Annotated in this window: 24 protein-coding genes; 14 read left to right on the forward strand and 10 right to left on the reverse strand. The window is 60.8% G+C overall.

What is annotated here, in order from left to right; translation table 11 throughout:
- Nucleotides 1-7 precede the first annotated feature (7 nt).
- Genes FHT85_RS09825 through thrC form a run of 4 tightly spaced genes read right to left on the reverse strand, consistent with a single transcriptional unit; the run spans nucleotide 8 to nucleotide 6298 of the window.
- Nucleotides 8-2920 carry an EAL domain-containing protein gene (locus FHT85_RS09825; protein ID WP_405047958.1) on the reverse strand — a complete coding sequence of 971 codons (2913 nt, stop codon included), beginning with the start codon at nucleotides 2918-2920 and terminating at the stop codon, nucleotides 8-10.
- Entirely contained in the window at nucleotides 2917-3531 is a 615-nt protein-coding gene (locus FHT85_RS09830) for a GNAT family N-acetyltransferase (protein ID WP_015339080.1), read from the reverse strand. The genes FHT85_RS09825 and FHT85_RS09830 overlap by 4 nt, the downstream gene beginning before the upstream one ends.
- 50 nt (nucleotides 3532-3581) lie before the next feature.
- Entirely contained in the window at nucleotides 3582-4880 is a 1299-nt protein-coding gene (locus FHT85_RS09835) for a M16 family metallopeptidase (protein WP_112412422.1), read from the reverse strand.
- 20 nt (nucleotides 4881-4900) lie between these two features.
- Nucleotides 4901-6298: a threonine synthase gene (gene thrC / locus FHT85_RS09840; protein ID WP_112412421.1), complete on the reverse strand. Its 1398-nt coding sequence runs from the start codon at nucleotides 6296-6298 to the stop codon at nucleotides 4901-4903.
- A gap of 313 nt (nucleotides 6299-6611) precedes the next feature.
- On the opposite strand from thrC, the gene FHT85_RS09845 reads away from it, so the two are divergent.
- Complete coding sequence (locus tag FHT85_RS09845) at nucleotides 6612-7232, forward strand: hypothetical protein (RefSeq protein WP_112335515.1); 621 nt, start codon at nucleotides 6612-6614, stop codon at nucleotides 7230-7232.
- A 109-nt stretch (nucleotides 7233-7341) separates the two neighbouring features.
- Here FHT85_RS09845 and FHT85_RS09850 read toward each other — a convergent pair whose 3' ends face one another.
- A complete protein-coding gene (locus tag FHT85_RS09850) occupies nucleotides 7342-8034 on the reverse strand; it encodes an HAD family hydrolase (protein WP_112335516.1) in 693 nt (230 codons plus the stop codon).
- A 243-nt stretch (nucleotides 8035-8277) separates the two neighbouring features.
- Between FHT85_RS09850 and FHT85_RS09855 the strand changes: the two genes are divergently transcribed.
- The 3 genes from FHT85_RS09855 (at nucleotide 8278) to FHT85_RS09865 (ending at nucleotide 10223) form a co-directional block, all read left to right on the forward strand.
- Nucleotides 8278-8946 (forward strand): GntR family transcriptional regulator, encoded by a 669-nt coding sequence (locus FHT85_RS09855; protein ID WP_112335517.1) that lies wholly within the window; start codon nucleotides 8278-8280, stop codon nucleotides 8944-8946.
- Nucleotides 8947-9210: 264 nt separating this feature from the next.
- On the forward strand, nucleotides 9211-9801 hold the full coding sequence (locus FHT85_RS09860) for a biotin transporter BioY (protein WP_112397962.1): 591 nt from the start codon (nucleotides 9211-9213) through the stop codon (nucleotides 9799-9801).
- The gene (locus tag FHT85_RS09865; protein ID WP_112335519.1) at nucleotides 9798-10223 is read left to right on the forward strand and encodes a DUF1284 domain-containing protein; all 426 of its coding nucleotides are present in this window, start codon (nucleotides 9798-9800) and stop codon (nucleotides 10221-10223) included. The genes FHT85_RS09860 and FHT85_RS09865 overlap by 4 nt, the downstream gene beginning before the upstream one ends.
- On the opposite strand, the gene FHT85_RS09870 is transcribed toward FHT85_RS09865, so the two are convergent.
- Nucleotides 10220-10945 carry an ArsR/SmtB family transcription factor gene (locus tag FHT85_RS09870; RefSeq protein ID WP_112412420.1) on the reverse strand — a complete coding sequence of 242 codons (726 nt, stop codon included), beginning with the start codon at nucleotides 10943-10945 and terminating at the stop codon, nucleotides 10220-10222. The two genes, FHT85_RS09865 and FHT85_RS09870, sit on opposite strands and share 4 nt — an antisense overlap.
- 72 nt (nucleotides 10946-11017) lie before the next feature.
- On the opposite strand from FHT85_RS09870, the gene FHT85_RS09875 reads away from it, so the two are divergent.
- The 3 genes from FHT85_RS09875 to FHT85_RS09885 all read left to right on the forward strand — a co-directional run bounded on the left by FHT85_RS09875 (nucleotide 11018) and on the right by FHT85_RS09885 (nucleotide 12979).
- Nucleotides 11018-11347 (forward strand): NIPSNAP family protein, encoded by a 330-nt coding sequence (locus FHT85_RS09875; protein ID WP_112412419.1) that lies wholly within the window; start codon nucleotides 11018-11020, stop codon nucleotides 11345-11347.
- Nucleotides 11344-11691, forward strand: coding sequence for an antibiotic biosynthesis monooxygenase family protein (locus tag FHT85_RS09880; protein WP_112412418.1), 348 nt, complete (start codon nucleotides 11344-11346; stop codon nucleotides 11689-11691). The genes FHT85_RS09875 and FHT85_RS09880 overlap by 4 nt, the downstream gene beginning before the upstream one ends.
- Nucleotides 11692-11848: 157 nt before the next feature.
- Nucleotides 11849-12979, forward strand: a complete 1131-nt coding sequence (locus FHT85_RS09885; protein WP_112412417.1) for a site-specific DNA-methyltransferase — start codon at nucleotides 11849-11851, stop codon at nucleotides 12977-12979.
- Between the two features lie 174 nt (nucleotides 12980-13153).
- Here FHT85_RS09885 and FHT85_RS09890 read toward each other — a convergent pair whose 3' ends face one another.
- From FHT85_RS09890 to mutY, 3 genes are read right to left on the reverse strand one after another with little or no spacing between them, the layout of a single operon-like run.
- Nucleotides 13154-13519: a nuclear transport factor 2 family protein gene (locus FHT85_RS09890; RefSeq protein ID WP_112335524.1), complete on the reverse strand. Its 366-nt coding sequence runs from the start codon at nucleotides 13517-13519 to the stop codon at nucleotides 13154-13156.
- Between the two features lie 4 nt (nucleotides 13520-13523).
- Nucleotides 13524-14138: an HAD family hydrolase gene (locus FHT85_RS09895; RefSeq protein WP_112335525.1), complete on the reverse strand. Its 615-nt coding sequence runs from the start codon at nucleotides 14136-14138 to the stop codon at nucleotides 13524-13526.
- Between the two features lie 17 nt (nucleotides 14139-14155).
- Complete coding sequence (mutY, locus tag FHT85_RS09900; RefSeq protein WP_112412416.1) at nucleotides 14156-15247, reverse strand: A/G-specific adenine glycosylase; 1092 nt, start codon at nucleotides 15245-15247, stop codon at nucleotides 14156-14158.
- 98 nt (nucleotides 15248-15345) lie between these two features.
- Here mutY and FHT85_RS09905 point away from each other — a divergent pair, with 98 nt between their 5' ends.
- From FHT85_RS09905 to ppdK, 7 genes are all read left to right on the forward strand, one after another.
- The gene (locus FHT85_RS09905; protein WP_112412482.1) at nucleotides 15346-15846 is read left to right on the forward strand and encodes a DUF721 domain-containing protein; all 501 of its coding nucleotides are present in this window, start codon (nucleotides 15346-15348) and stop codon (nucleotides 15844-15846) included.
- A gap of 64 nt (nucleotides 15847-15910) precedes the next feature.
- The gene (locus FHT85_RS09910) at nucleotides 15911-16186 is read left to right on the forward strand and encodes a type II toxin-antitoxin system ParD family antitoxin (protein WP_041677268.1); all 276 of its coding nucleotides are present in this window, start codon (nucleotides 15911-15913) and stop codon (nucleotides 16184-16186) included.
- Complete coding sequence (locus FHT85_RS09915; RefSeq protein WP_112397957.1) at nucleotides 16176-16481, forward strand: type II toxin-antitoxin system RelE/ParE family toxin; 306 nt, start codon at nucleotides 16176-16178, stop codon at nucleotides 16479-16481. Before FHT85_RS09910 ends, FHT85_RS09915 begins: the two co-directional genes overlap by 11 nt.
- Nucleotides 16482-16642: 161 nt before the next feature.
- Entirely contained in the window at nucleotides 16643-17332 is a 690-nt protein-coding gene (locus FHT85_RS09920; RefSeq protein WP_112397956.1) for a DsbA family protein, read from the forward strand.
- A gap of 186 nt (nucleotides 17333-17518) precedes the next feature.
- The gene (gene smc, locus FHT85_RS09925) at nucleotides 17519-20980 is read left to right on the forward strand and encodes a chromosome segregation protein SMC (RefSeq protein ID WP_112412415.1); all 3462 of its coding nucleotides are present in this window, start codon (nucleotides 17519-17521) and stop codon (nucleotides 20978-20980) included.
- A 139-nt stretch (nucleotides 20981-21119) separates the two neighbouring features.
- Complete coding sequence (locus tag FHT85_RS09930) at nucleotides 21120-22445, forward strand: hemolysin family protein (protein ID WP_112335528.1); 1326 nt, start codon at nucleotides 21120-21122, stop codon at nucleotides 22443-22445.
- 168 nt (nucleotides 22446-22613) lie between these two features.
- Nucleotides 22614-25280 (forward strand): pyruvate, phosphate dikinase, encoded by a 2667-nt coding sequence (ppdK, locus tag FHT85_RS09935; protein WP_112397953.1) that lies wholly within the window; start codon nucleotides 22614-22616, stop codon nucleotides 25278-25280.
- Between the two features lie 25 nt (nucleotides 25281-25305).
- On the opposite strand, the gene FHT85_RS09940 is transcribed toward ppdK, so the two are convergent.
- The gene (locus FHT85_RS09940; RefSeq protein WP_112335530.1) at nucleotides 25306-25587 is read right to left on the reverse strand and encodes a hypothetical protein; all 282 of its coding nucleotides are present in this window, start codon (nucleotides 25585-25587) and stop codon (nucleotides 25306-25308) included.
- Nucleotides 25588-25625 lie beyond the last annotated feature (38 nt).

The raw sequence follows: 25625 nt of genomic DNA on the forward strand, positions 1-25625 counted from the left end.
CGACTACTCAGGCGCGCTTCGTCAGCGGAAAGCGTTCCTTCAGCAGGCGTATCACCGAATCCGAACCCATCGGCGGGCCGAAGATGAAACTTTGGCCGTAGCTGCAGCCGATCTTGGCGAGCTCCAGCGCATCCTCTTCCGATTCGATGCCTTCGGCGACCACGCGCATGTTGAGTTCACGCGCCATGGAGATGACCGAACGCAACAGAACCGCCTTCTTGTCGCTATCGTCGCGGACCATCGCCTTGTCGAGCTTGATCGTATCGAAGGGGAAACGGGTGAGGTAGGCAAGAGAGGAATAGCCGGTGCCGAAGTCGTCGAGCGCCAGGCCGATGCCGGCATCTCGCAGCTTGTCGAGCACGAGCCGTGCCTGTTCCGGATTTTCCATCACCTGCGATTCCGTCAGCTCCAGCTTGATCCGGTGCGGATCGCAATGGGTTTTGGCGAGCAGGGCGCGGATATCGTCGTAAAGCTCGTTGTTGAGCAGCTGGACGCTGGAAAGGTTGATGGAGACGAACAGCGGCAGGTCGCCGGTCTGTCGCTGCCATGCCATCAGATCATTCGTTGCCTGCTCGAGCGCAAACATGCCAAGCGGGCCAATGATATCGGAAGCCTCGGCGATCGGGATGAATTCCGATGGCGGAATATTGCCGCGCTTTGGATGCTCCCAGCGCATCAGCGCCTCGAAGCCGGCAACCTCCGCATCTTCGAGCCGAACGATCGGCTGATAGACGAGCGAGAGTTCCTTGCGTTCGACGGCCCGGCGCAAGTCGGTTTCCAGCTGCAGCCGGTCCGTACCGAAGCTGCGGAAGGCCGGCTGGAAGGGTTCGACACGATTGCCGCCGGCGCGCTTGGCGCGGTACATGGCGAGCTCCGCATCGCTCAGCATACCAGTCGCATTCTCCTGCTGATCGACCCAGGACGTCAGTCCGACCGAAGCCGTCAGGATGATCTCGCGGTTGGCGAAATTGATCGGCACCATGATCGCCTTGCTGATTGCATCGGCGAAGTCGGCGACCTTGGCTGGATCGCGTTCGGAAACGAGGATGAGGCCGAACTGGTCGCCCGAAAGGCGAGCGAGCGTATCCTGCGGCTTCATCAGCCGGCGAAGACGCCGCGTCAGCGCGATCAGAATATTGTCACCAGCGGCAAAGCCAAGGGTATCGTTGACGAGCTTATACCGGTCGATATCGATAACGATGACCGTCGGCCTGAGCTGATTGCCATCCGAGGCAAGTGTTAAAACCGCTTGCAGGCGATCGAGGAAGACCTGGCGGTTCGGCAGTCCCGTGAGATTGTCGTGCACTGCATCGTGCAGCAGCCGCTCGATCGAATTCTTCTGCTCGGTGATGTCGACGATCGTACCGACGCAGCGAATAATCTCGCCGTTGGAACCAAGGACCGGCCGTGCGCGGATCGACAGCCAGTGGAAATGCCCGTCTTCGGCGCGAATGCGGAATTCATGGTTCAGCCGGCCGCGTCGATGTTCCAGAAGCACGTCGAGCGTCGCGCGGAAACGGTCGCGATCGTCGGGATGCAGCCGCGGCAGCCAGTTGCGCGCAGCGCCGTGCATGGTGCCGGGAGAAAGGCCGAGCTTCATCGAGATATCGGGCGTCGTCACCACGCGGTCGCGCGCCACGTCCCAATCCCAAACGGTATCGCCGGAGCCGGTGAGCGCCAGGGATTGCCGTTCCAGATCCGAGAACAGGCCCTGCTGAAATGCGCCGCCGGCAAAGGCGTGCTGCATGACGGTGAAGCCGATCAGCAGGACGATGAGAACAAGGCCGCCGCCGAGTGCCGGCTGGATGATGTCGTTGTCGAGCTTGCCCATGACGGTCATCCAGGCCCCGAACAGCCAGACGAGGATCAACGCCCAGGCGGGCACGAGCAGGATGGCCCGATCATAACGGCTGAAGCCGAGATAGATGATGAGCAGCAGGCCTGCCGTCGCGGTCAGCGCCAGCGACAGCCGCGCGATGCCGGCCGCAATCGACGGATCGTAGATCGCCACACCGAAGAGCAGCGCGAGACCGAGTACCCAGGCAAGCGTCACATAGCCGAGATGGGCGTGCCAGCGATTGAGATTGAGATAGGTGAACAGGAAGATCACCAGGCTCGACGCGAGCGCCACCTCCGCACAGGCGCGCCATACTCGTTGGTCGCTTGATGTGATGCTGATGAGCTTGCCGAGGAAGCCGAAGTCGACGCAGATATAGCCGAGCACCGCCCAGGCAAGCGCCGCCGTCGCCGGCAGCATCGAGGTTCCCTTGACCACGAAAAGAATGGTCAGGAACACCGCCAGCAAGCCGGCAATGCCGAGCACGATGCCGCGATAGAGCGTGAAGGCGTTGACCGTATCCTTGTAGGCGTTCGGTTCCCAAAGATAGAGCTGCGGCAGGTTTGGTGACGAAAGTTCGGCAACGAAGGTGACGACCGCGCCGGGGTTCAGCGTGATGCGGAAGACATCGGCTTCGTCGCTCGGCTGACGATCGAGCGCGAACCCTTCGCTCGGCGTGATCGCGACGATGCGCTGCGAGCCGAGATCCGGCCAGAAGACTTTCGAATTCACCAGGCGGAAATGCGGGGCGACGATGACACGCTCCAGCTGCTCTTCGGACACATTAGCCAGTGCAAAGACGGCCCAGTCACCCTGATGGTTCGGCGAAGAGGATCGTACCTCAATGCGGCGTCGGATGCCGTCGGCGCCTGCGGCTGTGGAGACCTGAAAGGCTTCACCCTGATTGGTATAGATCTCCGTCGTCGCCGTCAGGTCGAGAGCGGTATCGTCGCGCGAGATCTTCACAGGCTCGGCTGCGTCAGCCACTCCGGTGAGCAGCAGCAACATCACGGCTGCGAGGGTTGCGATCAGCGCGCATAGCCGCCGGGCCATCGGCCACGTCTGCATCATTCCGGCGATCATCGCTGGTCGAAGCTTCGGTTCGGGTTGGTGTCGGATGCCAACCTTGAAAACATCACATGGTCGCGCCACTGACCGTTGATTTTAAGATAACCGCGCAAATGACCTTCCCGTTGGAAACCGGCTTTTTGCAAAAGCCGCATGCTACGCTCGTTATCCGGAATACAGGCTGCTTCAATTCGGTGCAACTCAAGTCCGGAAAAGATATAGGGTATAACCAACTGAAGTGCGGCGAACATATGGCCCTGACCGGAGTAGCGCTCGCCCATCCAATACCCGATCATGCAGCTCTGCGCGGCACCTCGGCGAATATAGCCGATCGTGATGCCGCCAACCAGCGTCGTGTTTTCCCTGAGAAAAATGAAGAGCGGTATGGCCTGGCCGGAGCTGTATTCCTGCTTGCCCCGAATGATGCGCGCCCGATAGGCGGCTTCGGTCAGCTCGTCATGTCGCCAGGTAGGCTCCCAAGGTTCCAGAAAACGGCGGCTTTCAGCCCGAAGCCTGTGCCATTGGTTGAAATCGGAGTAGCGCGGCAGCCGCAGCAAATAATTGTCGTTTTCGAGTTCAACCGCGTCCGAATGACGTGAGAGAAACCGAAAGACAGATTTTTGCATGCCGCCAAGCACTCCCCCGAGAATTGCACCCATAGGCCTGCGGCGTGCCCTTAGCCGCTTGCGCTTCTGGAAGCAGGGACCGGCGACGACAGCGAAGTGACGATGTCCTCCATCGGCGCGAGCTGCTCCAGCGGCCCGATCGCAGAAAGCGTCGGTACTGTATCGAAGAACAGGCGGCCGGCAAGATCCGTCAGACGCTCGATCGTAATACCTTCCAGGCGCTCCAGCATCTCCTGGTTCGGGATGGGGCGGCCATAAAGCATCATCTGCCGGGCGACCTGGCCAGCGCGAGCGGCCGGGCTTTCCTGGCCCATCAGCAGCTGCGCACGGATCTGGGCGCGGGCGCGCTCGATTTCCTGCTGCTGAATGTCATGGGAGGATTTGTGCAGCTCGTCGACGATGACGGGCAGCAGTTCCGGCAGGTTCTCGCCACCGGTCGCGGCATGGATGCCGAAAATGCCGGTATCGGAGAAGCCCCAATGGAAGGCATAGACCGAATAACAGAGGCCGCGGAATTCGCGCACTTCCTGGAAAAGGCGCGAGGACATGCCGCCGCCGAGGATGTTAGCGAGAATCTGCGAACAGTAGAAATCGCGGGTGTGATAGGCGCGGCCTTCAAAGCCGAGCAGGATCTGCGCATCCATCAGGTCGCGCGTTTCGCGAATGTTGCCGCCGATATAACGCGCCGATTCGATAACGGGCGGAGCGGACGGTTTGGTCGGAAGGCTGGAGAAGCGCTCCTCGACCTGACGCACGAAGCTTTCATGGTCGACAGCACCCGCCGCCACCACGAACATGCGATCGGTCGTATAGTTGCGGCCGAGATAATGGCGGATCTGTTCCGGCGAGAAGGAGACAACGGTTTCCGGCGTGCCGAGAATGGCGCGTCCCAGCGTCTGACCGCGATAGGCGACCTCGGAAAACTTGTCGAAGACGACATCGTCGGGCGTGTCGTTGGCGGCATTGATTTCCTGCAGGATGACCTGCTTTTCGCGCGCCAGTTCTTCCTCGTCGAAGGCTGACTCCGTCAGGATATCGGCAAGGATATCGACGGCGAGCGGCACATGGTCCTTCAGCACGCGGGCATAATAGGAGGTGGTTTCCGTCGAGGTGGCGGCGTTGACTTCGCCGCCGACATTCTCGATTTCCTCGGCGATCTGCCGGGCCGTGCGCCGCGCCGTACCCTTGAACGCCATATGCTCGAGCAAATGCGCGATACCGTGTTCTGCTTCGGTCTCGTTACGCGAACCCGACTTGATCCAAACTCCGAGAGCCACGCTTTCGAGGTGTGGCATCGATTGGGTCGCTACTGTCAGCCCGGACGCTAGCCGGGTGCACTCCACTGTCATCGCCTGTCTTTCCGCGTCTGCTATTCGCCGGTCCGGATATGCTTGCCGATAAAGCTTTCGACGGCTTTAAGTTCCGGATCGAGAATGTCGAAACGCTCCTCCCTGGTCATCAGACCAGCAAGCCACGTCGGAAGCGCCGGGTCAATACCGGATGCGGATTTTACTGCGGCAGGGAATTTTGCCGGGTGGGCGGTCGCCAGTGTCACCATCGGGCTGCTGGGACGCTCGTTCTTGTTCGCAATGAAGACGCCGATCGCCGTATGCGGATCGAGCAGATACCCCGTATCGGCAAGGGTTTTGCGGATCGTCTCGGCCACCTGCTTCTCGCTGGCACGGCCGGCGCGGAAGTCCTTCTTGATGAACTTCAGAGCCTCTTCGCTGACCGAGAATCCGTTCGACTGCTTCAGGCTTTCCATGGCGGCGCGCACCTTGGAGGCGTCCCGACCGTTCGCTTCGAACAGGAGCCGCTCGAAGTTGGAGGAAATCTGGATATCCATCGACGGCGAGGTCGTTGCCTTGACCGAGCGCATCTCATAGCGGCCGGTCTTCAGCATGCGTGCCAGGATATCGTTCTCGTTGGTGGCGATGACCAGCTTTTCGATCGGCAGGCCCATGCGCTTGGCGACGTAACCGGCGAAAATATCTCCGAAATTGCCTGTTGGCACAGTGAACGAGATTTTCCGGTCAGGACCGCCAATGGCGACAGCTGTCGTGAAGTAGTAAACCACCTGCGCCATGATTCGCGCCCAGTTGATGGAATTGACGCCGGAAAGCTTGACCGTGTCGCGGAAGGCTGCATCGTTGAACATGGCTTTGACGAGGTTCTGGCAATCGTCGAAATTGCCCTTGATCGCCAGAGCATGCACATTTGCTGCCGTCGAGGTAGTCATCTGCCGCTGCTGTACCGGCGAGACTTTTCCATGCGGGAAGAGAATGAAGATATCGGTGCGCTCGCGTCCGGCAAAGGCGTCGATTGCAGCGCCGCCGGTATCGCCCGAGGTTGCGCCGACAATGGTGGCTCGCTGGCCGCGCTTCTCCAGCGCATAGTCCATCAACCGCGCCAGCAGCTGCATGGCGACATCCTTGAAGGCGAGCGTCGTGCCATGGAAAAGCTCCATGACAAAGCTGTTCGCTCCCGTCTGGACGAGCGGCGCCACGGCCGGATGCCGGAAGGTGGCATAGGCATCATCGATCATGCCGCGAAAGACATCGGCCGGGATTTCGCCGTTGGTGAAGGGCGAAAGGACGGCGAAAGCGACATCCTGATAGCTCTTGCCGCGGAACGCGCGGATTTCCTTCTTCGTCAGGACAGGCCATTCACGGGGAACATAAAGCCCGCCATCACGAGCAAGGCCGGCCAGGAGGGCGTCGCAGAAGCCAAGGGCAGGGGCTTCTCCCCGCGTTGAAATGTAGTCCACGGTCTAGAATTCCTTTGGTCGCAAAATTGCCTGAGTGATCGATTGAGAGGGTAGAGGAACGAAGCGACGGCGGCCGGTCTTTTTGCGTCGGATCAGCCGCGTGGTTTTCGCGTTTGCGCAAGGCGCGTGGGATCTGCGCCGGGCGGAGGCCGTTTGTGGCAATCTGTCGATCTCGAAAAGTGAGCCAAAACGGTGTCTACCCAATCGATTTTTCGCTGCGTCGCTGGTATAGACCATCGCCAAGTGTCATAAAAGGCCCGTTTGACAGGCTGCTGGCCGATAATGTGAAATATATGGAGAGGGTGGAATTATAGTGTTTGGCAAGGTTTCGCGTCGTCTTTTCTCCGCTTCGCTTCTGGCATTGCTGACGGGCTGCAGCACTCTCGGCATCGGCGGCAACAGTGAAAAACAGCCGGCAACGGATGTAACGGTGGCGCCGCAAACGGGAGCCGCAACCGCCGCTCCGACCGGCGGCCAGTCTTACGTCGCGGGCAAGTGCCCGCAGGCCGTTATCCGCGACGAGGATTCCGTCTATCGCACCTACGCCAAAGGCGCCAAGGACGACCCGAACCAGCTGATCTACCAAGCTTCGCTGGCTCAGGCGACCCGCCAGTGCACCACGGACGGCACCAGCCTCGGCATTCACGTCGTGGCGCAGGGACGCCTGGTTGCTGGCCCCATGGGCAGCTCCGGCAAGGTAACCTTGCCTATCCATGTTGCTGTCATGGATAACGACAACGCGCTCTATAGCAAGACCGTTATGTATACGGCGGAAATCCCGCCGGGCGAGACGACGGCGCAGTTCCTCTTTACCGATAATGATATCCAGGTGGCCGGGGGCTCCGGCGGCTTCACTATTGTGCAGATCGGTTTCGATCAAGGCCCGCAGAAGCCCGTGAAGGGCGCAAAGCCGGTGCGCAAGAAGCGTCACTAAGCTTTTGATTGCGACCCTTGCGCCGCGATGCGAGGGTGAGCGACGGTTGAAAAGAAAAGGCCCTGCCGATTGGCAGGGCCTTTTCTTTTGGTCTGTATTTCAATCCGTCCTAGAGGACGCCGTCCCATTCGGCGAGCGCCATGACGACGCCCGGCAAGTCGGCCATACGGCTGACAACGGTCTCGGCACCAGCGTCGGTCAGGCGATCGGCATGCGACGGATAGGTATGCGATGCCCCGGTAAAGCCGATGACGCGCATGCCGGCGGCGCGCGCGGCCTGAACGCCGTGGACGGAATCTTCGACGACGATCGTATTGGCCGGGCTGACATTCATCTGCTTGGCGCCATGCAGGAAGATGTCCGGTTTCGGCTTCACGCGGTCGGCACCGAGGTCCTTGGCGGAAAAGATGTTCGGAGCAAACAGCTTGATGTAGCCGACCTTCGTCAGCATCATCTCGAGGCGGGCGGAGCTGGAATTTGAGCAGATGCAGCGCGGCATCGGCAGCCGCGACAACGCCTGCGGCACGCCCGGGATAGCCTGGACATCACTGGCAAGCTTCAGGTCGAGCAGCTTCTCGGATTTGTCGAGCAGCGATGCAGAGAGCGGAATGCTGGCTTCGCGCTCGACTTCGAACAAGATGTTGCGCCAGGTCATTCCGGCGAAGCGCTCGCCCATCTCCTCGGTGCTGATCGGATAGCCGACATCGGTCAGCAGCTTCGATTCGACCTCGGCCGCGATGATTTCCGAATCGACCAGAACGCCGTCGCAGTCGAAAATGATGAGGTCGAAACCATTGCTCATGAAATTACTGCCTTTGATCTGGCTGGGATCGGCACGCTCCAGGAAACCATCAGTGTTTCGGGAGGTGCTCTGAAAAACGACCGCCGGGCTTTACACGATATGTCGGCAAAGCTCAACCAATTGGCGGGCATGGCTGCGCTGCAGTGAGCGAAAGGGTCGAAATGCACAAAAGAGGTGACGAGGGTTTCTTGTCGCTCGACATCGGCCCTCGACATCGGATGGGGCCGCCTTTAAGGATCGGCCATGGCCAAGGAGCGCGACGACACTATTGCCAGCCGCATCAGCCGGGTGCTTGCCGACCGCATCATCCGCGGCGAGATCGCGCCCGATGCCCGCCTGCGGCAGGATCACATCGCCGAAGAGTTCGGCACGAGCCACGTGCCCGTGCGCGAGGCGTTCCGCCGGCTGGAGGCGCAGGGGCTGGCAATCAGCCTGCCGCGTCGTGGCGTCCGTGTCGCCTCTTTCGATCTCAAGGAAGTCCGCGAGGTTGCGGAAATGCGCGCAGCCCTCGAAGGTCTTGCACTCAAGCATGCAGCCCCGCATCTGACTTCAGCTATTCTGGATGAGGCGGAACAGGCGACGCGCGATGGCGATGCCGCCGGTGACGTCCACGCCTGGGAGGAGGCCAATCGGCGCTTCCATCGCCTGATCCTGGCGCCCTGCGGCATGGCACGTCTGCTCGCGGCGATCGACGATCTGCATGCCGTGAGCGCCCGCTTTCTCTTCTCCGCCTGGCAATCCGGCTGGGAGAAGCGCACGGATCACGACCACCGCGCCATTCTGGCCGCGCTCCGTCAGGGGCGGGCCGAAGAGGCTGCCGCGATCCTGCAGAAGCATGTGCAATGGATCGGCCGTGCGCCAGTGCGCACGCCTTCGGGATCGACACGCGACGCCTTCGCAATCGTCGGCTAAAAATTATAGATAATTTTAAGGTGAGTAGCCGGAAGTGCTCTGGAAGCGGTGCTCCAAGGGAATGTTTGCTGCGTCAATGTCCCGGTATTTTGTTCGATGCTCGGTTGTCGTTCGCTGCCTCTCCCGAATTTAATTAGCCTTATTTTTCAACGAAATCCCGAACTTTATCGGGATTTTGTACTGCTGCTACTTGCCTGATTTCGCGATCTCTCTCATAAAATAGATGAGACTCAAAAATTATCTATAATTTTAAAAGGAGAGCCCATGTCCCTGTTGCAGCATCATGATGAAGTCGCTTTCGATCCGCTCCGTCTCGGCCAGCGTTCGCTTGTTGCCAAGACCGTGTTCGTTCTCGCCGGAACGCTGATCCTGGCGCTCGCATCGCGAATCTCTGTGCCGATGGTGCCGGTGCCGATCACCATGCAGACATTCGCAATCACCATGATCGGCGCGCTCTATGGCTGGCGTCTTGGTGCGGTCACGGTTCTTGCCTGGCTGGGCGAAGCCGCTATCGGCTTTCCGGTGCTTGCCGGCGGGGCAGGCGGCGTTGCGCCCTTCATGGGTCCAACGGCGGGTTATCTGGTCTCCTTCCCGATTATCGCAGCCCTTGTCGGCTGGCTTGCGGAGCGCGGCTGGAGCGGCAACCGCATCGTGCGCAGCTTCATCGCCCATCTCTCGGCCAACATTCTTTGCCTTGCCATCGGCGGTGCATGGCTTGCAGCGCTGATCGGCGCGGAAAAGGGCTGGCTGCTTGGCGTAGCGCCCTTCATCCTCGGCGCCGTGCTCAAGTCGGCGCTTGCAGCTGCCGTGCTGAAGACCATCCAGGTCTATAGCGGCAAGGCGCGTCTGAATTGACCGTCAGGCTTCGCGCCCATCATCTGCTCTGCATGCTGACCTTCGTCGGTGAAGGCTATACCTCGGCCTTCACCGACAATTATCGCCGCATCGCCGAGCGGCTGTCGGAAGGGGAGGAGATCAAACTGGTCTCCGGCCCCGATGACATCTGCGCGCCGCTGCTCGGCGAGGAAGAGCCGCACTGCCTCAAGGCTTCGGTCATCGAGCGGGATGCGGTAGCTCTCGCCGATATCTCGACATTGCTGGGCGAGGAGATCGGCATAGGTGCGGTGCTGGTGCCTGATGCCGGCTTGCTTGCAAAACTCCGTCGCAATTTCGCCGGCGGTGAAATCCGTCACGCCTGCCTCGGCTGCGAATGGGGTGAGCTCTGCAGCCGCATTGCTGCAACCAATTTCAGCGGTGTCCTGATCAAAGCAGCCTAGGGCTTATCATCCGGCTCAGGCTGCGGGGCGCCATCGCTTAGCTCAAGCGGAAAGAGCGCCAGAAACCGGCGATCGCCCTCAGGCGTGAAGAAGATCGAGCGGCTGTTTTCCGTTCGTCGTGCCCAACCCTTGTCTAAGAAATTCGAAAGCAGCGCCTTGCCGAGGCTGCCGGCGAGATGCGCGCGCCGCTCGCTCCAGTCCAGGCAGGATCGGCAAAGCGGGCGGCGGCTCGAGCGCAACCCGGAGAGGTCGATGCCGATCGATCCCAGATGCTTTTCGCCGTTCGCCGTCAGGCTCAGACCTTCGCCCACGGCGGAGATCGACCCGGCCTCGATCAAGCTATCGAGCATGCGCACACCATAGTCGCCGGCCAGATGATCGTAGCAGATGCGCGCCTTTCGCAGCGCCGGTTCCTTTGGGCCGGGACGATGGCGCAGATGGCCGCGGCTTGCGGCAAAGCCCATGATGCTCTCGAGCAGCTTGCCGACCCGATCGTCGGCCAGCGTGAAATAGCGATGCCGGCCCTGCTTGCGCTGTGCCAGCAGACCGCCAGCTTCAAGCTTGGAAAGATGCGCGCTCGCAGTCTGCAGCGTCACGCCGGCAGCCGCCGCCAGTTCCGTCGCCGTCAGCGCACGACCGCCCATCAGCGCCGTCAGAATATTCGCTCGCGCCGGATCGCCGATCAGCGAGCCGATCTGTGCTATGTCTGGACCTTCTTTCATACTTCGATCGTAACCGAACCATCTCCGTCCTGCAATGTGCGAAAACCTCTGCATCAGCAAAGGAGAAAGCCAATGATCACCTGTTTCATCCGCTACCAGATCGACCCGTTCAAGCAGGACGCCTTCGCGGAATACGGCAAGGCCTGGGGTCAGGTCATCCCGCGCAACGGCGCCGACCTGATCGGCTATTTCGGCCCGCACGAGGGATCGCTGACGACAGCCTACAGCATCTACAATATCGAGAATCTCGCCGCCTATGAGGCCTATCGCAAGAGCCTCGCTGCTGATCCGCTGGCGCGGGCCAATCTCGATTTTGCCCGCCGCGAGCGTTTCATCTTGCAGGAGGATCGCATCTTCCTGAAAAATATCTCCCTGCCGCACGCTCCAAGGATATCGCCATGATCGCAGTCATTTTCGAAGTCGTTCCCCATTCCGACGAACGTCAGCGCTATCTTGACATTGCCGCAAGGCTGCGTTCGGAACTGGAGGCCATCGACGGTTTCGTCTCCATCGAACGCTTCGAGAGCCTCACTCAGCCGGGCAAGATCCTGTCGCTGTCCTTCTGGCGCGACGAGAGAGCCGTTCGCGAATGGCGAAACCGCGAGGCGCATCGCGCCGCCCAGAAAGCGGGGCGCAAGACGGTGTTTGTCGACTATCGTTTGCGTGTCGCGCAGGTGCTTCGCGATTATGGGATGAGCGAACGCGCAGAAGCGCCCGACGACAGCCACGCAGTGCACGATATCTAGGGCTTTCAACGCGATAGCGCCTTTTTACGAGGCCTGCATTCTCGGCGGCTTCGTCGGGAATGCAGAAAATATGACGCCGCTTTAGTCTTTGGTAACCAAGTTAGGTAACCATAACACTCAATTAAGAGCACCGAGTAAGTGTAACAGCGAGTATCACATGGCGTCAGTTTTCCCGCTTGCCGACCTCAGGACTTCAGCCGTTCCGGGGTCCTGGATCGACACGATCATCAAGGGCGATTGCGTGGCCGCTCTTGAGGCACTGCCCAATCAATCCGTCGACGTCATCTTCGCCGACCCACCGTACAATCTCCAGCTTGGCGGCACGCTGCACCGTCCGGATCAGTCGCTGGTCGATGCCGTCGACGACGAGTGGGACCAGTTTGCCTCCTTCGAAGCTTATGATGCCTTCACGCGCGCCTGGCTGCTCGCCTGCCGTCGCGTGCTGAAGCCGACGGGCACGATCTGGGTCATCGGCTCCTATCACAATATCTTCCGCGTCGGCGCGACGCTGCAGGATCTGAACTTCTGGATCTTGAACGACATCGTCTGGCGCAAGACCAACCCGATGCCGAATTTCAAGGGCCGCCGCTTCCAGAACGCGCATGAGACGATGATCTGGGCGAGTCCGAACGCCAAGGCGAAGGGCTATACCTTCAACTACGATGCCATGAAGGCCGCCAATGACGACGTGCAGATGCGTTCCGACTGGCTGTTTCCGATCTGCAATGGCAATGAGCGCCTGAAGGGCGACGACGGCAAGAAGGTGCATCCGACGCAGAAGCCGGAAGCGCTGCTGGCCCGTGTCATCATGGCTTCGTCCAAGCCCGGCGACATCATTCTCGATCCCTTCTTCGGATCGGGCACGACCGGTGCCGTTGCCAAACGCCTCGGCCGCCACTTCGTCGGCATCGAGCGCGAGCAGGATTATATCGACGCGGCAAGCGCCCGCATCGCCGCCGTAGAACCGCTCGGCAAGGCGGAACTGACCGTGATGACCGGCAAGAAGGCCGAAGTCCGCGTGGCGTTCAATGTGCTCATCGAAAGCGGCCTCATCAAGCCCGGCCAGGTGCTGACGGATGCCAAGCGCCGCCATAGCGCCATCGTCCGCGCCGACGGAACGGTTGCCTCTGGTGGCGAGGCCGGCTCCATTCATCGCCTTGGCGCGAAAGTCCAGGGCCTTGATGCATGCAATGGGTGGATGTTCTGGCATTTCGACGACGGCCGTTCCCTGCGTCCGATCGACGAACTCAGAGCCATCATCCGCAGCGATCTGGCCAAGGTTGAATAGTCTCAACCGCTAGACGGTTCCGGTTTCAAAGCCGCCTCGCGGCTGCCGGATGCCTTTCGGATCGACATATCCGTCTTCTTCCGTCGTGTACCTCCAGTTGGGAAGAAGACGAAACACCCAGGGCCTTATCGGATATATTGTACGGCAAGGCCCTGGGTTTTTCAGCTTCGGATCTCAGAACTCCTGATAATCCGTGACGTCGACCCGCACGACGCGGCCGTCCTCGTTAAAGGTAATCGTTTCCTCGCCTTCGCGAATCAGCGGCTTGCCCGTTTTGCTGTTGGTGGCCCGGACAGACCAGACGGCGCGGCCCGACAGGGGCGTCAGCGTTTCCACGAGGGAATTCGATGCCGTCTGGTCCGGATAGGTGTCGAAATAGCCGCGGAAGGCTTCCATGATTGCCGCACGGCCGGCAAGGCTGCCGACGCCGTTGGAGACATAGGTGGCATCCTCGGCGAAGAAGTTCTCGATCGCCACATAGTCGAGGCGATTGATTGCGTCATGGAACAGATCGATGCGTTGTGCGGGATCGAAGGTCATTGGCTCAAACCTTTATGCCATGGGCGGCGAGATCGCTGCGCAGCTTCTCGGCGCCGGTGAAGTGAACTGCATGCCAGCCGGCAGCCCGCGCGCCTTCGACGTTCGGATAGGAATCGTCGATGAAAATCGTCGAGGCCGGATCGAGACCGAAGCTCTTGGCGTGGGTATCATAAATCTCGACATTCGGCTTGATCAGCCCGATATCACCGGAAACCGTCACGCCGCGTGGCTTCTTGAGGAAGGGATAACGCTCCTGCGCCTCGCGAAAGGTGTCCGAGGCGAAATTGGTGAGCAAGGTGACGTCGCGTCCCTCAGCGATAAGCTGTTCTAGAATGGCGACGCTGTCGTCATAGGCATGCGGAACCATCTCGTGCCAGTATTTGCGGAAGCTGCGGATCTGTTCCTCGCGCTCCGGATGATCGGCGATCAGCAATGCCTCGGCATCGCTCCAGGTGCGGCCGCGATCCTGCTCGAGGTTCCATTCATGAGTGCAGACATTGGCGAAGAACCATTCGCGCTCGGCATGGTCCGGAATGATCCGGCTGTAGGGAAGGTTTGGATCATAGTGGATGAGAACCTTGCCAATATCGAAAACGATATGCCGTATTTCCGTCGTCATGAATGAATTCCTAATTTTTAGCCCAAACGCATTTTTGCGAACGCATTGGGAATAGCCTGCGCGATCGCTTTTTTCATGATTGTAGGCAGTGCTTGGTCTTCAAGATTTGTAACCGGCGCCCACCATCCGTCATGGTTGTCATTCTGAGAGACCGACTTCGCGCGCCAGATCGACAGCCGCAGTTCGAAATGCGTGAAGACATGCGTCACCGTGCCCGCCGGCTGCCAATTGGCCGGGAAGGGGGCTGCCTCGATGCCGGTCTCGCCATCGATGCGTGCCGTCCAGCCGGTGGTCGGAACCTCGGTCATGCCGCCCAGCAACCCGCTTTCGACACGCCGCCGCAGGAAGATCTCGCCCTCGTCATTGACGGCAACGAAAGCCGCACCCTGGCGCACCGGCTTTTCCTTCTTTGCCGCCTTGACCGGGAATTGCTCCGGATCATGCGTGGCGAGAGCCTGACACGCGCCGTTGAAGGGACAGAGCGAGCAGACCGGGCGCTTCGGCGTACAGATCGTCGCGCCAAGATCCATCATTGCCTGAGCAAAATCGCCCGGCCGGCCGGCAGGTGTCAGCAGGGCGACCTTCTGTTTCATCAGCGGCTTGGCGCCGGGCAAAGGCGCCGAAATCGCATAGAGGCGGGAAATGACGCGCTCGACATTGCCGTCCATCACGGCTGCCTGGCGATTGAACGCGATCGCGGCAACGGCAGCAGCCGTGTAGTCGCCGATGCCGGGCAGCGCGCGCAGGCCTTCCTCAGTATCTGGAAAACGGCCGCCATGATCGGCTGCCACCGCCTCGGCGCATTTCTTCAGATTGCGCGCGCGCGCGTAGTAGCCGAGCCCCGCCCAAGCCGCCATGACGTCTTCGTTCGCGGCGGCGGCGAGATCATCGACCGTCGGCCAGCGCTCCAGGAATTTGGCGAAATAGGATTTGACCGCCGGCACGGTCGTTTGCTGCAGCATCACTTCCGACAGCCACACGCGATAGGGATCGGGCTTGATGCCACGCGCGGCCATCGGCGGCGAGACCCGCCAGGGCAGGTCGCGATGGTGGCGGTCGTACCAGGCAAGCAGGCGTGCGGCCGTGGGGGATTCTAAAGTCGTGGTCATGATTTGCCGCGTCGAGGGGAAGTGCTCTATACTTGGCCAAGATGCGTCGGGCGATCAAGGTCCGCGATGTACAAAGCATGCACTGGAAGCCGATTGAGATGAGTTATCCCCGAAAAGGCGAGAAGCAGATTTCCGAGCTGACCAACGGCATCGTCGATCCGGTGCTGGCAAAGCGTGCCGGCATCAACACGACGCTGCTCGGCTGCTGGGACGAAATCGCCGGCGAGGACTTTGCCGACTGCACGCGGCCGGAAAAGATCGCATGGGCGAAGCGAACCGGCCCCGGCGTGGACGACCGCTATCAGCCCGGTGTGCTGACGATCGCCTGCGAGGGCGCGCGGGCACTCTTCCTGACCCATGCGCAAGGCGAACTCATCCAGCGCATCAACAGCTTCTTCGGCTTCTATGCCGTCAATCAGATCCGCATCGTGCAGAAGCCGGTATCGGTCGCCTCCAAGCGTTCCCGCACACCGCCGCCCTTGAAAGGCGAAGCGGCGCGGAAGCTGGCCGACATGATGGACGGCATCGAGGATGAGAAGATCAGGGCCGCCGTTCAGCGTTTGGGCACGGCCATGGTGTGGAAGCGGGGTAAGGCCTGATCCAGACTTGCTTTTGTTAATGACACTGTCATACTCAGGCGGAGTATTTGCAAGGGAACTGGATATGCGAAGCAGTAGGCCGATAACGGTTACACTGGGTAATCAGCAGCGCGGCGTCGATGCGAGACTGGAATCCGGAGCATACGATTCTGCCAGCGAAGTTCTGCGTGCTGCTTTGAGAGCATTGGACCGCGAAGAAGAAGTCATAAATCAAATCATGCGCGCAAAGATCCAGGAAGCGCTTGATGACCCACGGCCCGGCAGAGATGCCGACGAGGTTTTCGATAGAATTAAAAGAATACATGCTGAACGAATGAAAGCAGCTGGACGTGAATTATAGGATTGTTTTCAGCGCTCTTGCCGAAGACGATCTCGTAGGTATCTATGAATTCATAGCGAAAGATAACCCGAGCCGCGCATTGTCGTTTATCCAACGGCTCCAGCAGCAGTGCAAAACACTTGAGACGATGGCCGATCGAGGTCCTCAACGTGAGAATTTAGGGCCGGGTGTTCGGATATTGGTGTTTGAGCGGCGGGTTACCGCCGCTTACCATATCAAGAACGAGCAAGTCGTTATTCTGCGTCTCTTTTATGCTGGTCAGAATATCCCATCGACCTTGCTCGACGAGCACTGAACTCGCGTGCGTCTCTATCAATTCCGATGACAATTTTAGCTTTTTGTCTTTCCCAGGTCACAATTCTTTGAAGAAAGTTAGCCAACCGTGCCTTGTTAGCGGCAAGCTGCCGTTATATCGCATGAAACATTCGAAGACCTCTTTCAACGACGGGTGACTCTATGCCGATGTCCGACATGCTCTTGACCAAACGCCACCTGCTGGGCGGCTCTGCCGTTGCCGCCCTCTCCGTGGCGTTCTCCGCCTTTGCCGGCACCGCATCCGCCGCGACTGCCGAAGATGAAGTGCCGCCGTCCGACGGCAATGTCGACATGAACGAAGTGCTGAAGCCCGGCCCGCTGCCGGAGATTGCGCTCGGCAAGGAAGATGCGCCCGTCAAGATCGTCGAATACATGTCGCTGACCTGCCCGCACTGCGCGCATTTTGCCGTCACGACTTTCGACACGATCAAGCAGAAATACATCGATACCGGCAAGGTTCGCTTCATCATCCGCGAATTCCCGTTCGATCCGCGCGCTGCCGCCGCCTTCATGCTGGCGCGTTGCGCCCCGCAGGAACAATACATGCCGATGGTCGAAATGCTGTTCAAGCAGCAGATCGCCTGGGCCTCGCCCGACGTCGACGGCCGCGCCGCATTGCTCCAGATGTCGAAACTCGCTGGTTTTACTGAGGATAGCTTCACGAAATGCTTGACGAACCAGAAGCTTCTGGATGATGTCAACTCTGTACGGGAACGCGCAGCCAAGGATTTCGGCGTCAACGCCACGCCGACCTTCCTGATCAATGGCAAGCGCTATGCAGGGGACATGTCTATTGCTGCCATGTCGAAGCTTATCGACAGCCTGCTCTGATCCGCGCCTTTTTACATCACAGGCGGGCGGCTGGGGCCGCACGCCTGTTTTTTATGACCTCCCCCTCTGCGGAGGAGGTTGCGCGGACCGCGCGAATGAGGATGATTTCCGGGGTGAACGCTTGATCGTTCCACCTCCCACCTCCAGTCCGACCCGCCCTCTCAAGGGAAGGGTGGAGATCAGCCTATGAAATTCAACAGGCTGAGACTCGTCGGCTTCAAATCCTTCGTCGAACCGGCGGAATTCGTCATCGAGCGCGGCCTGACCGGCGTCGTCGGCCCGAACGGTTGCGGCAAGTCCAATCTTGTCGAAGCACTGCGCTGGGTGATGGGCGAGAATTCCTACAAGAACATGCGCGCCTCCGGCATGGACGACGTGATCTTCTCCGGATCCGGCAACCGTCCGGCCCGCAACACCGCCGAAGTCGGCCTCTATCTCGACAATAGCGACCGCACCGCGCCAGCCGCCTTCAACGATAGCGACGAAATTCAGGTCACGCGCCGCATCGAGCGCGAGCAGGGCTCCGTCTATCGCATCAACGGTAAGGAAGCGCGCGCCAAGGATGTGCAGCTGCTGTTTGCCGATGCTTCCACCGGCGCCCGCTCGCCTTCCATGGTCGGGCAGGGACGCATCGGCGAACTGATCCAGGCCAAGCCTCAGGCGAGACGCCAGCTTTTGGAAGAGGCCGCGGGCATTTCCGGCCTGCATTCGCGCCGGCATGAAGCCGAGCTGCGCCTGCGTGCCGCCGAAGGCAACCTCGAGCGGCTTGACGATGTGACGTCGCAGCTGGAAAGCCAGATCGAAAGCCTGAAGCGCCAGGCGCGCCAGGCCAACCGTTTCAAGATGCTCTCGGCCGATATCCGCGCTCGCGAGGCCATGTTACTGCATATCCGCTGGGTGCAGGCCAAGGAGGCCGAGGCCGAGGCTGATAGCGCGCTGAACCAGGCAACCGTGCTGGTCGCCGAAAAGGCGCAGATCCAGATGGAAGCGGCAAAGGCGCAGGGCATCGCCAGCTTCAAACTGCCGGAACTGCGCGACGAAGAGGCGAAGGCTGCGGCCGCTTTGCAGCGTCTGCAGATCGCCCGCTCGCAACTGGAGGAGGATGTCAACCGCATCCTGCGGCGGCGGGATGAATTGACCCGTCGCTTGGCACAGTTGGCGGAGGACATCAGCCGCGAACAGCGCCTTGTCGCCGATAACGCGTCCATCCTTGCCAAGCTGGACGCCGAAGAGGCTGATCTTGCTGACATCCTCGCCGATTCCGGCCGGCTCGCGGAAGAGACGCGTATCGCCTTCGAGGGAGCCGCTGCCAAGCTCGCCGACAGCGAGCGGGTTTTTACTGTTCTGACCGCAGAACGCGCCGAAGCCGCTGCCGCCCGCAATCAGCTTGAGCGCGCCATCCGCGATCTCGCCGATCGCAAGATGCGGCTCGAGCGGCAGGTCGACGAAGCAAACAACGAGCTTGCCGCCATCGACGAAAAGATGGCGGATCTGCCCGACCCAAGCGAAAAGCGCGACATGGTCGAGGCGGCTGAGAATGTCGTCGCCGATGCGGAGGGCGAAATCCAGCGTATCGAAGCGGTTCTCGCCAGGGCGCGCGAAACCGAGGCGCTGTCCCGCGGTCCGGTCGAGCAGGCGCGGGCGCGCCTGAATGCGCTGGAAACCGAAGCGCGCACCATTTCCAGGATGCTGGCGGCGGGTGATACCTCCGGTGCTTTTTCATCCGTGGCTGAAGAGCTGCGCGTTGACCGCGGCTTTGAGACAGCACTTGGCGCAGCGCTCGGGGATGATCTGGAGTCCTCGCTCGATTCCAAGGCGCCGGTCTATTGGTCCGACAATGGCAGCGGTGCCAACGACCCGGCCCTGCCGGAAGGTGCCGCGCCGCTGATTACCCATGTCGGCGCGCCGGCGGCATTGACGCGGCGCCTGCGTCAGATCGGCATTGTTTCGGTGGAAGATGCGCTGCGACTGATGCCCGAGCTGAAGCCGGGGCAGCGGCTGGTGACCAGGGACGGCGCCGTGTTCCGCTGGGATGGTCATGTAACCGGCGCCGATGCGCCGAGTGCGGCTGCCCTGCGGCTCGCCCAGAAGAACCGTCTTTCCGAGTTAGAGGCCGAAGCCGAGCTTGCGCGTGATGTGCTAGCCGAGGCCGAGGAGCGCCTTGCGGCAGCCGCCGATGCGATCCGGGCCGAAGAGGGCCGTCTCGCGACCGCCCGCGACGCCAGCCGCCTTGCCGCCCGGCATCTGGCCGAGGCGCGCGAAGCGCTTGCTGCAGCGGAGCGCGCGTCCGGCGATCTTATCCGCCGCCGCGATGTGATTGTCGAGGCCGTCAGCCGGCTGCGGGAGCAGCTGGAAGATGTGGCCGTGCAGGATGAGAATGCCCGCATCGAACTGGAAGATGCGCCGAATCTCGACGCTATCGATCTGAAGCTGCGCGACCAGCAGGCTGAAGTCGCGACGGATCGCGGCGTCCTGGCCGAAGCTCGGGCGCGCCACGAAGGCCTGAACCGCGAAAACGAGGCGCGGCAGCGCCGTCTTCTGGCGATCCGGCAGGAGCGCGATACCTGGCGCCAGCGCGCTGCCAGCGCCGAGGAGCACATTCAGACGCTGCGCGACCGTGAGGAGGAAGCGCGCGAGGAAGCGGCCGAACTCGATTTGGCACCCGATGAATTCGATGACAGGCGTCGCGCCTTGATGAATGAGCTTCAGAAGGCGGAGGAGGCTCGACGCCATGCTGCCGATCGTCTTGCCGAAGCGGAGGTCGTTCAGCGCGAGGCCGATCGTCATGCGACCACGGCCCTCTCCGAACTGGCGGAAAGCCGTGAGAAGCGCGGTCGTGTCGAGGAGCGGCTTGTGTCGGCGCGCGAGCGGCGGCAGGAAAGCGAATTGCGCATCCGCCAGTCCCTCAACGTCGAGCCGCATGAGGCCATGCGTCTGACCGGTCTCGCGGCATCGCAGAGCGTGCCTGACCTCCGCGAGGTGGAGCGCGAGCTGGAGCGCCTAAAGATCGAGCGCGAGCGTCTCGGTGCCGTCAATCTGCGCGCCGAGGAGGAGAGCAAGGAGCTGACGGAGCGGCTGCAGGCGCTGATCAAGGAGCGCGATGACGTCATCGACGCCATCCGGAAGCTGCGCGGCGCGATCCAGAGCCTCAATCGCGAGGGCCGCGAACGTCTGATCGCTGCCTTCGACGTCGTCAATGCGCAGTTCCAGCGCCTGTTCACCCATCTTTTCGGCGGCGGCACGGCGGAACTGCAGCTCATCGAGTCGGATGATCCGCTAGAGGCAGGCCTCGAAATCCTCGCCCGCCCGCCGGGCAAGAAGCCGCAGACCATGACGCTGCTTTCTGGCGGCGAGCAGGCACTGACGGCCATGGCGCTGATCTTTGCGGTGTTCCTTACCAATCCCGCGCCGATCTGCGTTCTGGACGAAGTCGATGCGCCGCTCGACGACCACAATGTCGAGCGTTACTGCAATCTGATGGACGAGATGGCTGCCTCCACAGAGACGCGCTTCGTGGTCATTACCCACAATCCGATCACCATGGCCCGCATGAACCGGCTCTTCGGTGTCACCATGGCGGAGCAGGGCGTCTCGCAGCTCGTCTCCGTGGATCTGCAGACCGCCGAACGGCTGCGCGAAATCGCTTGAGCGTCGTTCCACGTCTGGATTGCGAAAACTGTTCCCGTTTCGACAAGAAATTGCTGCGTCGGCTGCCGCGGTTCATGAAAGCGTGCTAGTTTCGTTTTTCGATCAACAACATGGGCGCTGATCCGCCCGGAAGGGAAGTATGTCTGGTTCGACTGGCGGTATTTTCGATTTCCTCGGAATACTTGCCGTATTACTGCTCGTCGCCGCCAACGGCTTTTTCGTTGCGGCGGAGTTTTCTCTGGTGTCCGTCCGCCGCAGTCGCGTGACGGAGCTTGTTGCCGAAGGGCGGATGAACGCCAAGGCGCTGCAAAAGGCGGTCGACAATCTCGATGCCAATCTCGCGGCCACGCAGCTCGGCATCACCATTTCGTCGCTGGCGCTTGGCTGGGTCGGTGAACCCGCTCTTGCTCATCTGCTCGAACCCCTGCTCGATTTTCTGCCTGGAACATGGGCCGCGGCCGGATCGCATGCGATCGCCGTCGCCATTTCCTTCATCATCATCACGGCGCTTCATATCGTGCTTGGTGAACTCGCGCCGAAGAGCCTGGCATTGCAGCGCAGCGAAGGCACGGCGCTTGGTGTCGTGCGCCCGCTCGGCCTGTTCCTCTTCCTGCTACGGCCGGCCATCAGCGTGCTGAATGGGCTCGGCAATCTCGTGCTTCGCCTCTTCGGGCTGCGTCCCGGCGCGGGCGAGGGTTCGCTGCATTCGCCGGCCGAAATCAAGCTTCTGATTGCCGAAAGCCAGGAAGCTGGCTTACTGGAGCAGGCTCAGCAGGATCTGGTCGAGCGCGTCTTCAATATCGGCGACCGCGACGTCTCCGATATCATGACGCCGCGGCTTGAGGTCGAGTGGATCGATGCCGAGGACCCGCCGGAGGAAATGCAGAAGACTATCCGCGAAAGCCGCTTCGAGCAGCTTCTCGTCGGCCGCGGCTCGATCGACGAGCCGATTGGCATGATCCTGAAGAAGGATTTGCTCGACCAGCTTCTGAACGGGGAACCGCTGAACCCCATGGCCGTCATCCGCCAGCCGCTGGTCGTTCATGAATCCACGGCCGTCTTTAAGGTGCTTGAAAACTTCAAGCGCGCGCCAGTCCGCCTCGCCATGGTGATCGACGAATATGGCAGCCTCGAAGGCATCGTCACACAGACGGACCTGCTGGAAGCGATTGCCGGCGACCTGCCCGATATGGACAACGACACGCCCGATGTCGTCGAGCGGGCCGACGGATCGCTGCTGATGGAAGGCATGATGCCCGTCTATGACGCCTTTGCACGGCTGGGGCTTCGCTTCAGCGAGGAGGAGGTCAATTTCCATACGCTCGCGGGCTTTGCACTCTATCAGCTCGGCCATCTGCCCGAGGTGGGCGAAAGCTTCTCCTTCGGCGACTGGCATTTCGAGATCGTCGATCTCGACGGCATGCGCATCGACAAGATTCTGGCCCGGCGCGAACCGCAAGCTTAGCCATCAAGTCGCTCTGGATGGACCCGGAGGCTCTCGATTTCGATCAATCGATTGAAATCGGGAGCATTCAGGTCATATTTATTGTGCAGTGCAACATTTTGCCGTATTTGTCGATTTTCATTTGTGTTGCAGTGAATTAAGTTCAACCGGAGGAGTTGGACGGAGACGATGACGAATTGGGTCTATACATTCGGCGACGGCAAGGCCGAGGGGGGCGCCGGCGATTTTGAACGGCTCGGCGGCAAGGGCGCGAATCTTGCGGAAATGTGCAATCTCGGCCTGCCGGTCCCGCCGGGCCTGACGATCGTCAGCGACGTCTGCACCTTCTATTACAAGAACGGCCGCAAGATTCCCGAAGAGCTGAAGCCGCAGGTCATGCGGGGTTTGCAGCGGATGCAGGCCATTACCGGACGCAGGTTCGGCGATACAGCGCGGCCGCTGCTGGTTTCCGTGCGTTCCGGCGGCCGTGCCTCGATGCCGGGCATGATGGATACCGTCCTCAATCTCGGCCTCAACGACGCCACGGTGCAAGCCCTCGGCCACGATGCCGGCGACGCTCGTTTTGCCTGGGACAGCTACCGCCGCTTCATCCAGATGTATGCCGATGTCGTCATGGGTCTCGACAACGAGGTTTTCGAAGAGATTCTGGAGGATGAAAAGGCGCGGTTCGGCCATGAGTTCGATACAGATCTCACCGCCGTCGAATGGCAGCACGTCGTCTCGATCTACAAGAGCGTCATCGAAGAAGAGTTGGGCGAAGCCTTTCCGCAGGAGCCGGAGGTTCAGCTCTGGGGCGCTGTCGGTGCAGTTTTTGCCAGCTGGATGAATGCGCGCGCCGTCACCTATCGCCAATTGCACAATATTCCCGAGGCATGGGGAACCGCCGTCAACATTCAGGCGATGGTGTTCGGCAATCTCGGCAATTCGTCCGCGACAGGCGTTGCTTTTACGCGCAATCCATCGACGGGGGAGAAGGAGCTTTACGGCGAATTCCTCGTCAATGCGCAGGGCGAAGATGTCGTTGCCGGCATCCGCACGCCGCAAAGCATCACGGAAGTCGCCCGCATCGCCTCCGGCTATGAAAAGCCGTCGATGGAAAAGCTGATGCCGGAAGCCTTTGCCGAGTTCCGCAGCATCTGCGCGCAGCTGGAGGCGCATTACCGCGACGTGCAGGATCTGGAGTTCACCATCGAGCGCGGCAAGCTCTGGATGCTGCAGACCCGCAATGCCAAGCGTACCACCAAGGCGGCGATGAAGATCGCCGTCGACATGGTCGACGAGGGGCTGATTACCGAGGATGAGGCGGTTTCCCGCATCGATCCGACGTCGCTGGATCAGCTTCTGCATCCGACGATCGATCCGCGCGTCCCTCGCGAGGTCATCGGCTCCGGTCTCCCAGCATCGCCGGGTGCGGCGACGGGCGAAATCGTGTTCACCGCGGAAGAGGCGATCGTTGCCGAGGAAGAAGGCCGCAAGGCTATTCTCGTACGGATCGAGACGAGCCCTGAAGATATTCATGGCATGCATGCCGCCGAGGCGATCCTGACCACCCGCGGCGGCATGACGAGCCACGCGGCCGTCGTTGCCCGCGGCATGGGCATTCCCTGCGTCGTCGGCGCCGGCACCATGCGCATCGACATTCGCAATGAAAAGCTGATCGGCATCGGCGTCACCTTGAAGAAGGGCGACATCGTCACGATAGACGGATCTACCGGCCAGGTGCTGAAGGGCGAAGTGCCCATGATCCAGCCGGAGCTTTCGGGCGATTTCGGGCGCATCATGGCCTGGGCAGACCGCTCGCGCCGCATGACGGTGCGCACCAATGCCGACACGCCTGCCGATGCGCGGGCTGCTCGCTCTTTCGGCGCCGAGGGCATCGGCCTTTGCCGCACCGAGCACATGTTCTTCGAAGGCGACCGTATCCATGTGATGCGCGAGATGATCCTTGCGGAGGACGAAGCGGGGCGCCGTGCCGCCCTTGCCAAACTCATGCCAATGCAGCGGCTCGATTTCACCGGCCTGTTCACCATCATGCATGGCCTGCCGGTGACGATCCGCCTGCTCGATCCGCCGCTGCACGAATTCCTGCCGAAGACGGATGAGGAGATTGCCGAAGTGGCCGGGATCATGGGCATGGAGCCGGCTGCGCTGCGCCAGCGGGTCGATGCGCTGCACGAGTTCAATCCCATGCTCGGCCATCGCGGCTGTCGCCTGGCGATTTCCTATCCGGAGATCGTCGAAATGCAGGCACGCGCGATTTTCGAGGCCGCGGTTCTCGCTGCGCGCGAAACAGGCGCGGCGGTCGTGCCGGAAATCATGGTGCCGCTGGTCGGCCTGCGCTCGGAGCTGGATTACGTCAAGGCCCGCATCGACGAGGTGGCGCGCGCCGTGATGACCGAAGCGAAGATGAAGATCGACTATCTCGTCGGCACGATGATCGAGCTGCCGCGCGCGGCCTTGCGCGCCCACATCATCGCTGAGGCTGCTGAGTTTTTCTCCTTCGGCACGAACGACCTGACCCAGACGACATTCGGCATGTCACGCGACGATGCCGCCGCCTTCATTCCGACCTATCAGCGCAAGGGCATCATCGAGCATGACCCCTTTATTTCGCTCGATTTCGATGGGGTCGGTGAACTCATCCGTATCGCGTCGGAGCGTGGCCGCCGCACGCGCAACGACATGAAGCTCGGCATCTGCGGCGAGCATGGCGGCGACCCCGCCTCGATTCACTTTTGCGAGGATATCGGGCTGGACTACGTGTCCTGTTCGCCGTTCCGTGTGCCGATAGCGCGGCTTGCGGCGGCGCAGGCGGCGATCAAAGGGCGGGCTTGATTTTCCAAATCTGGATGTTCGTGGATCAGTGGCGCCAGTAGCCGCGATGATAGTAATATCCAGGACCGCCAACGACGATGGTTGGACCCCAGAAGAAATCATCGTTGCTTTCCATGAAAGCTCGCTGATCCGCGCGTCGGCTAAGATCCTGATTCATCAGGCAATTGGCAAAATTCTGACTGCCTGGCTTGAAGCCATAGCCACTGCATCTGGACTCGTCGGCTGCTCGAATTTGCTCGGCCGTCTGGCAGGAGGAAAGCGCAAGCATGATGGCGAGGAGAGATAGTACGGAAGCTGCGATACGCATGACATGCTATCCTGAATGCGGATTTACAGGCAAAAACT

It is taken from the genome of Rhizobium sp. BK312, from assembly GCF_014193605.1.
Lineage (GTDB): Bacteria > Pseudomonadota > Alphaproteobacteria > Rhizobiales > Rhizobiaceae > Rhizobium.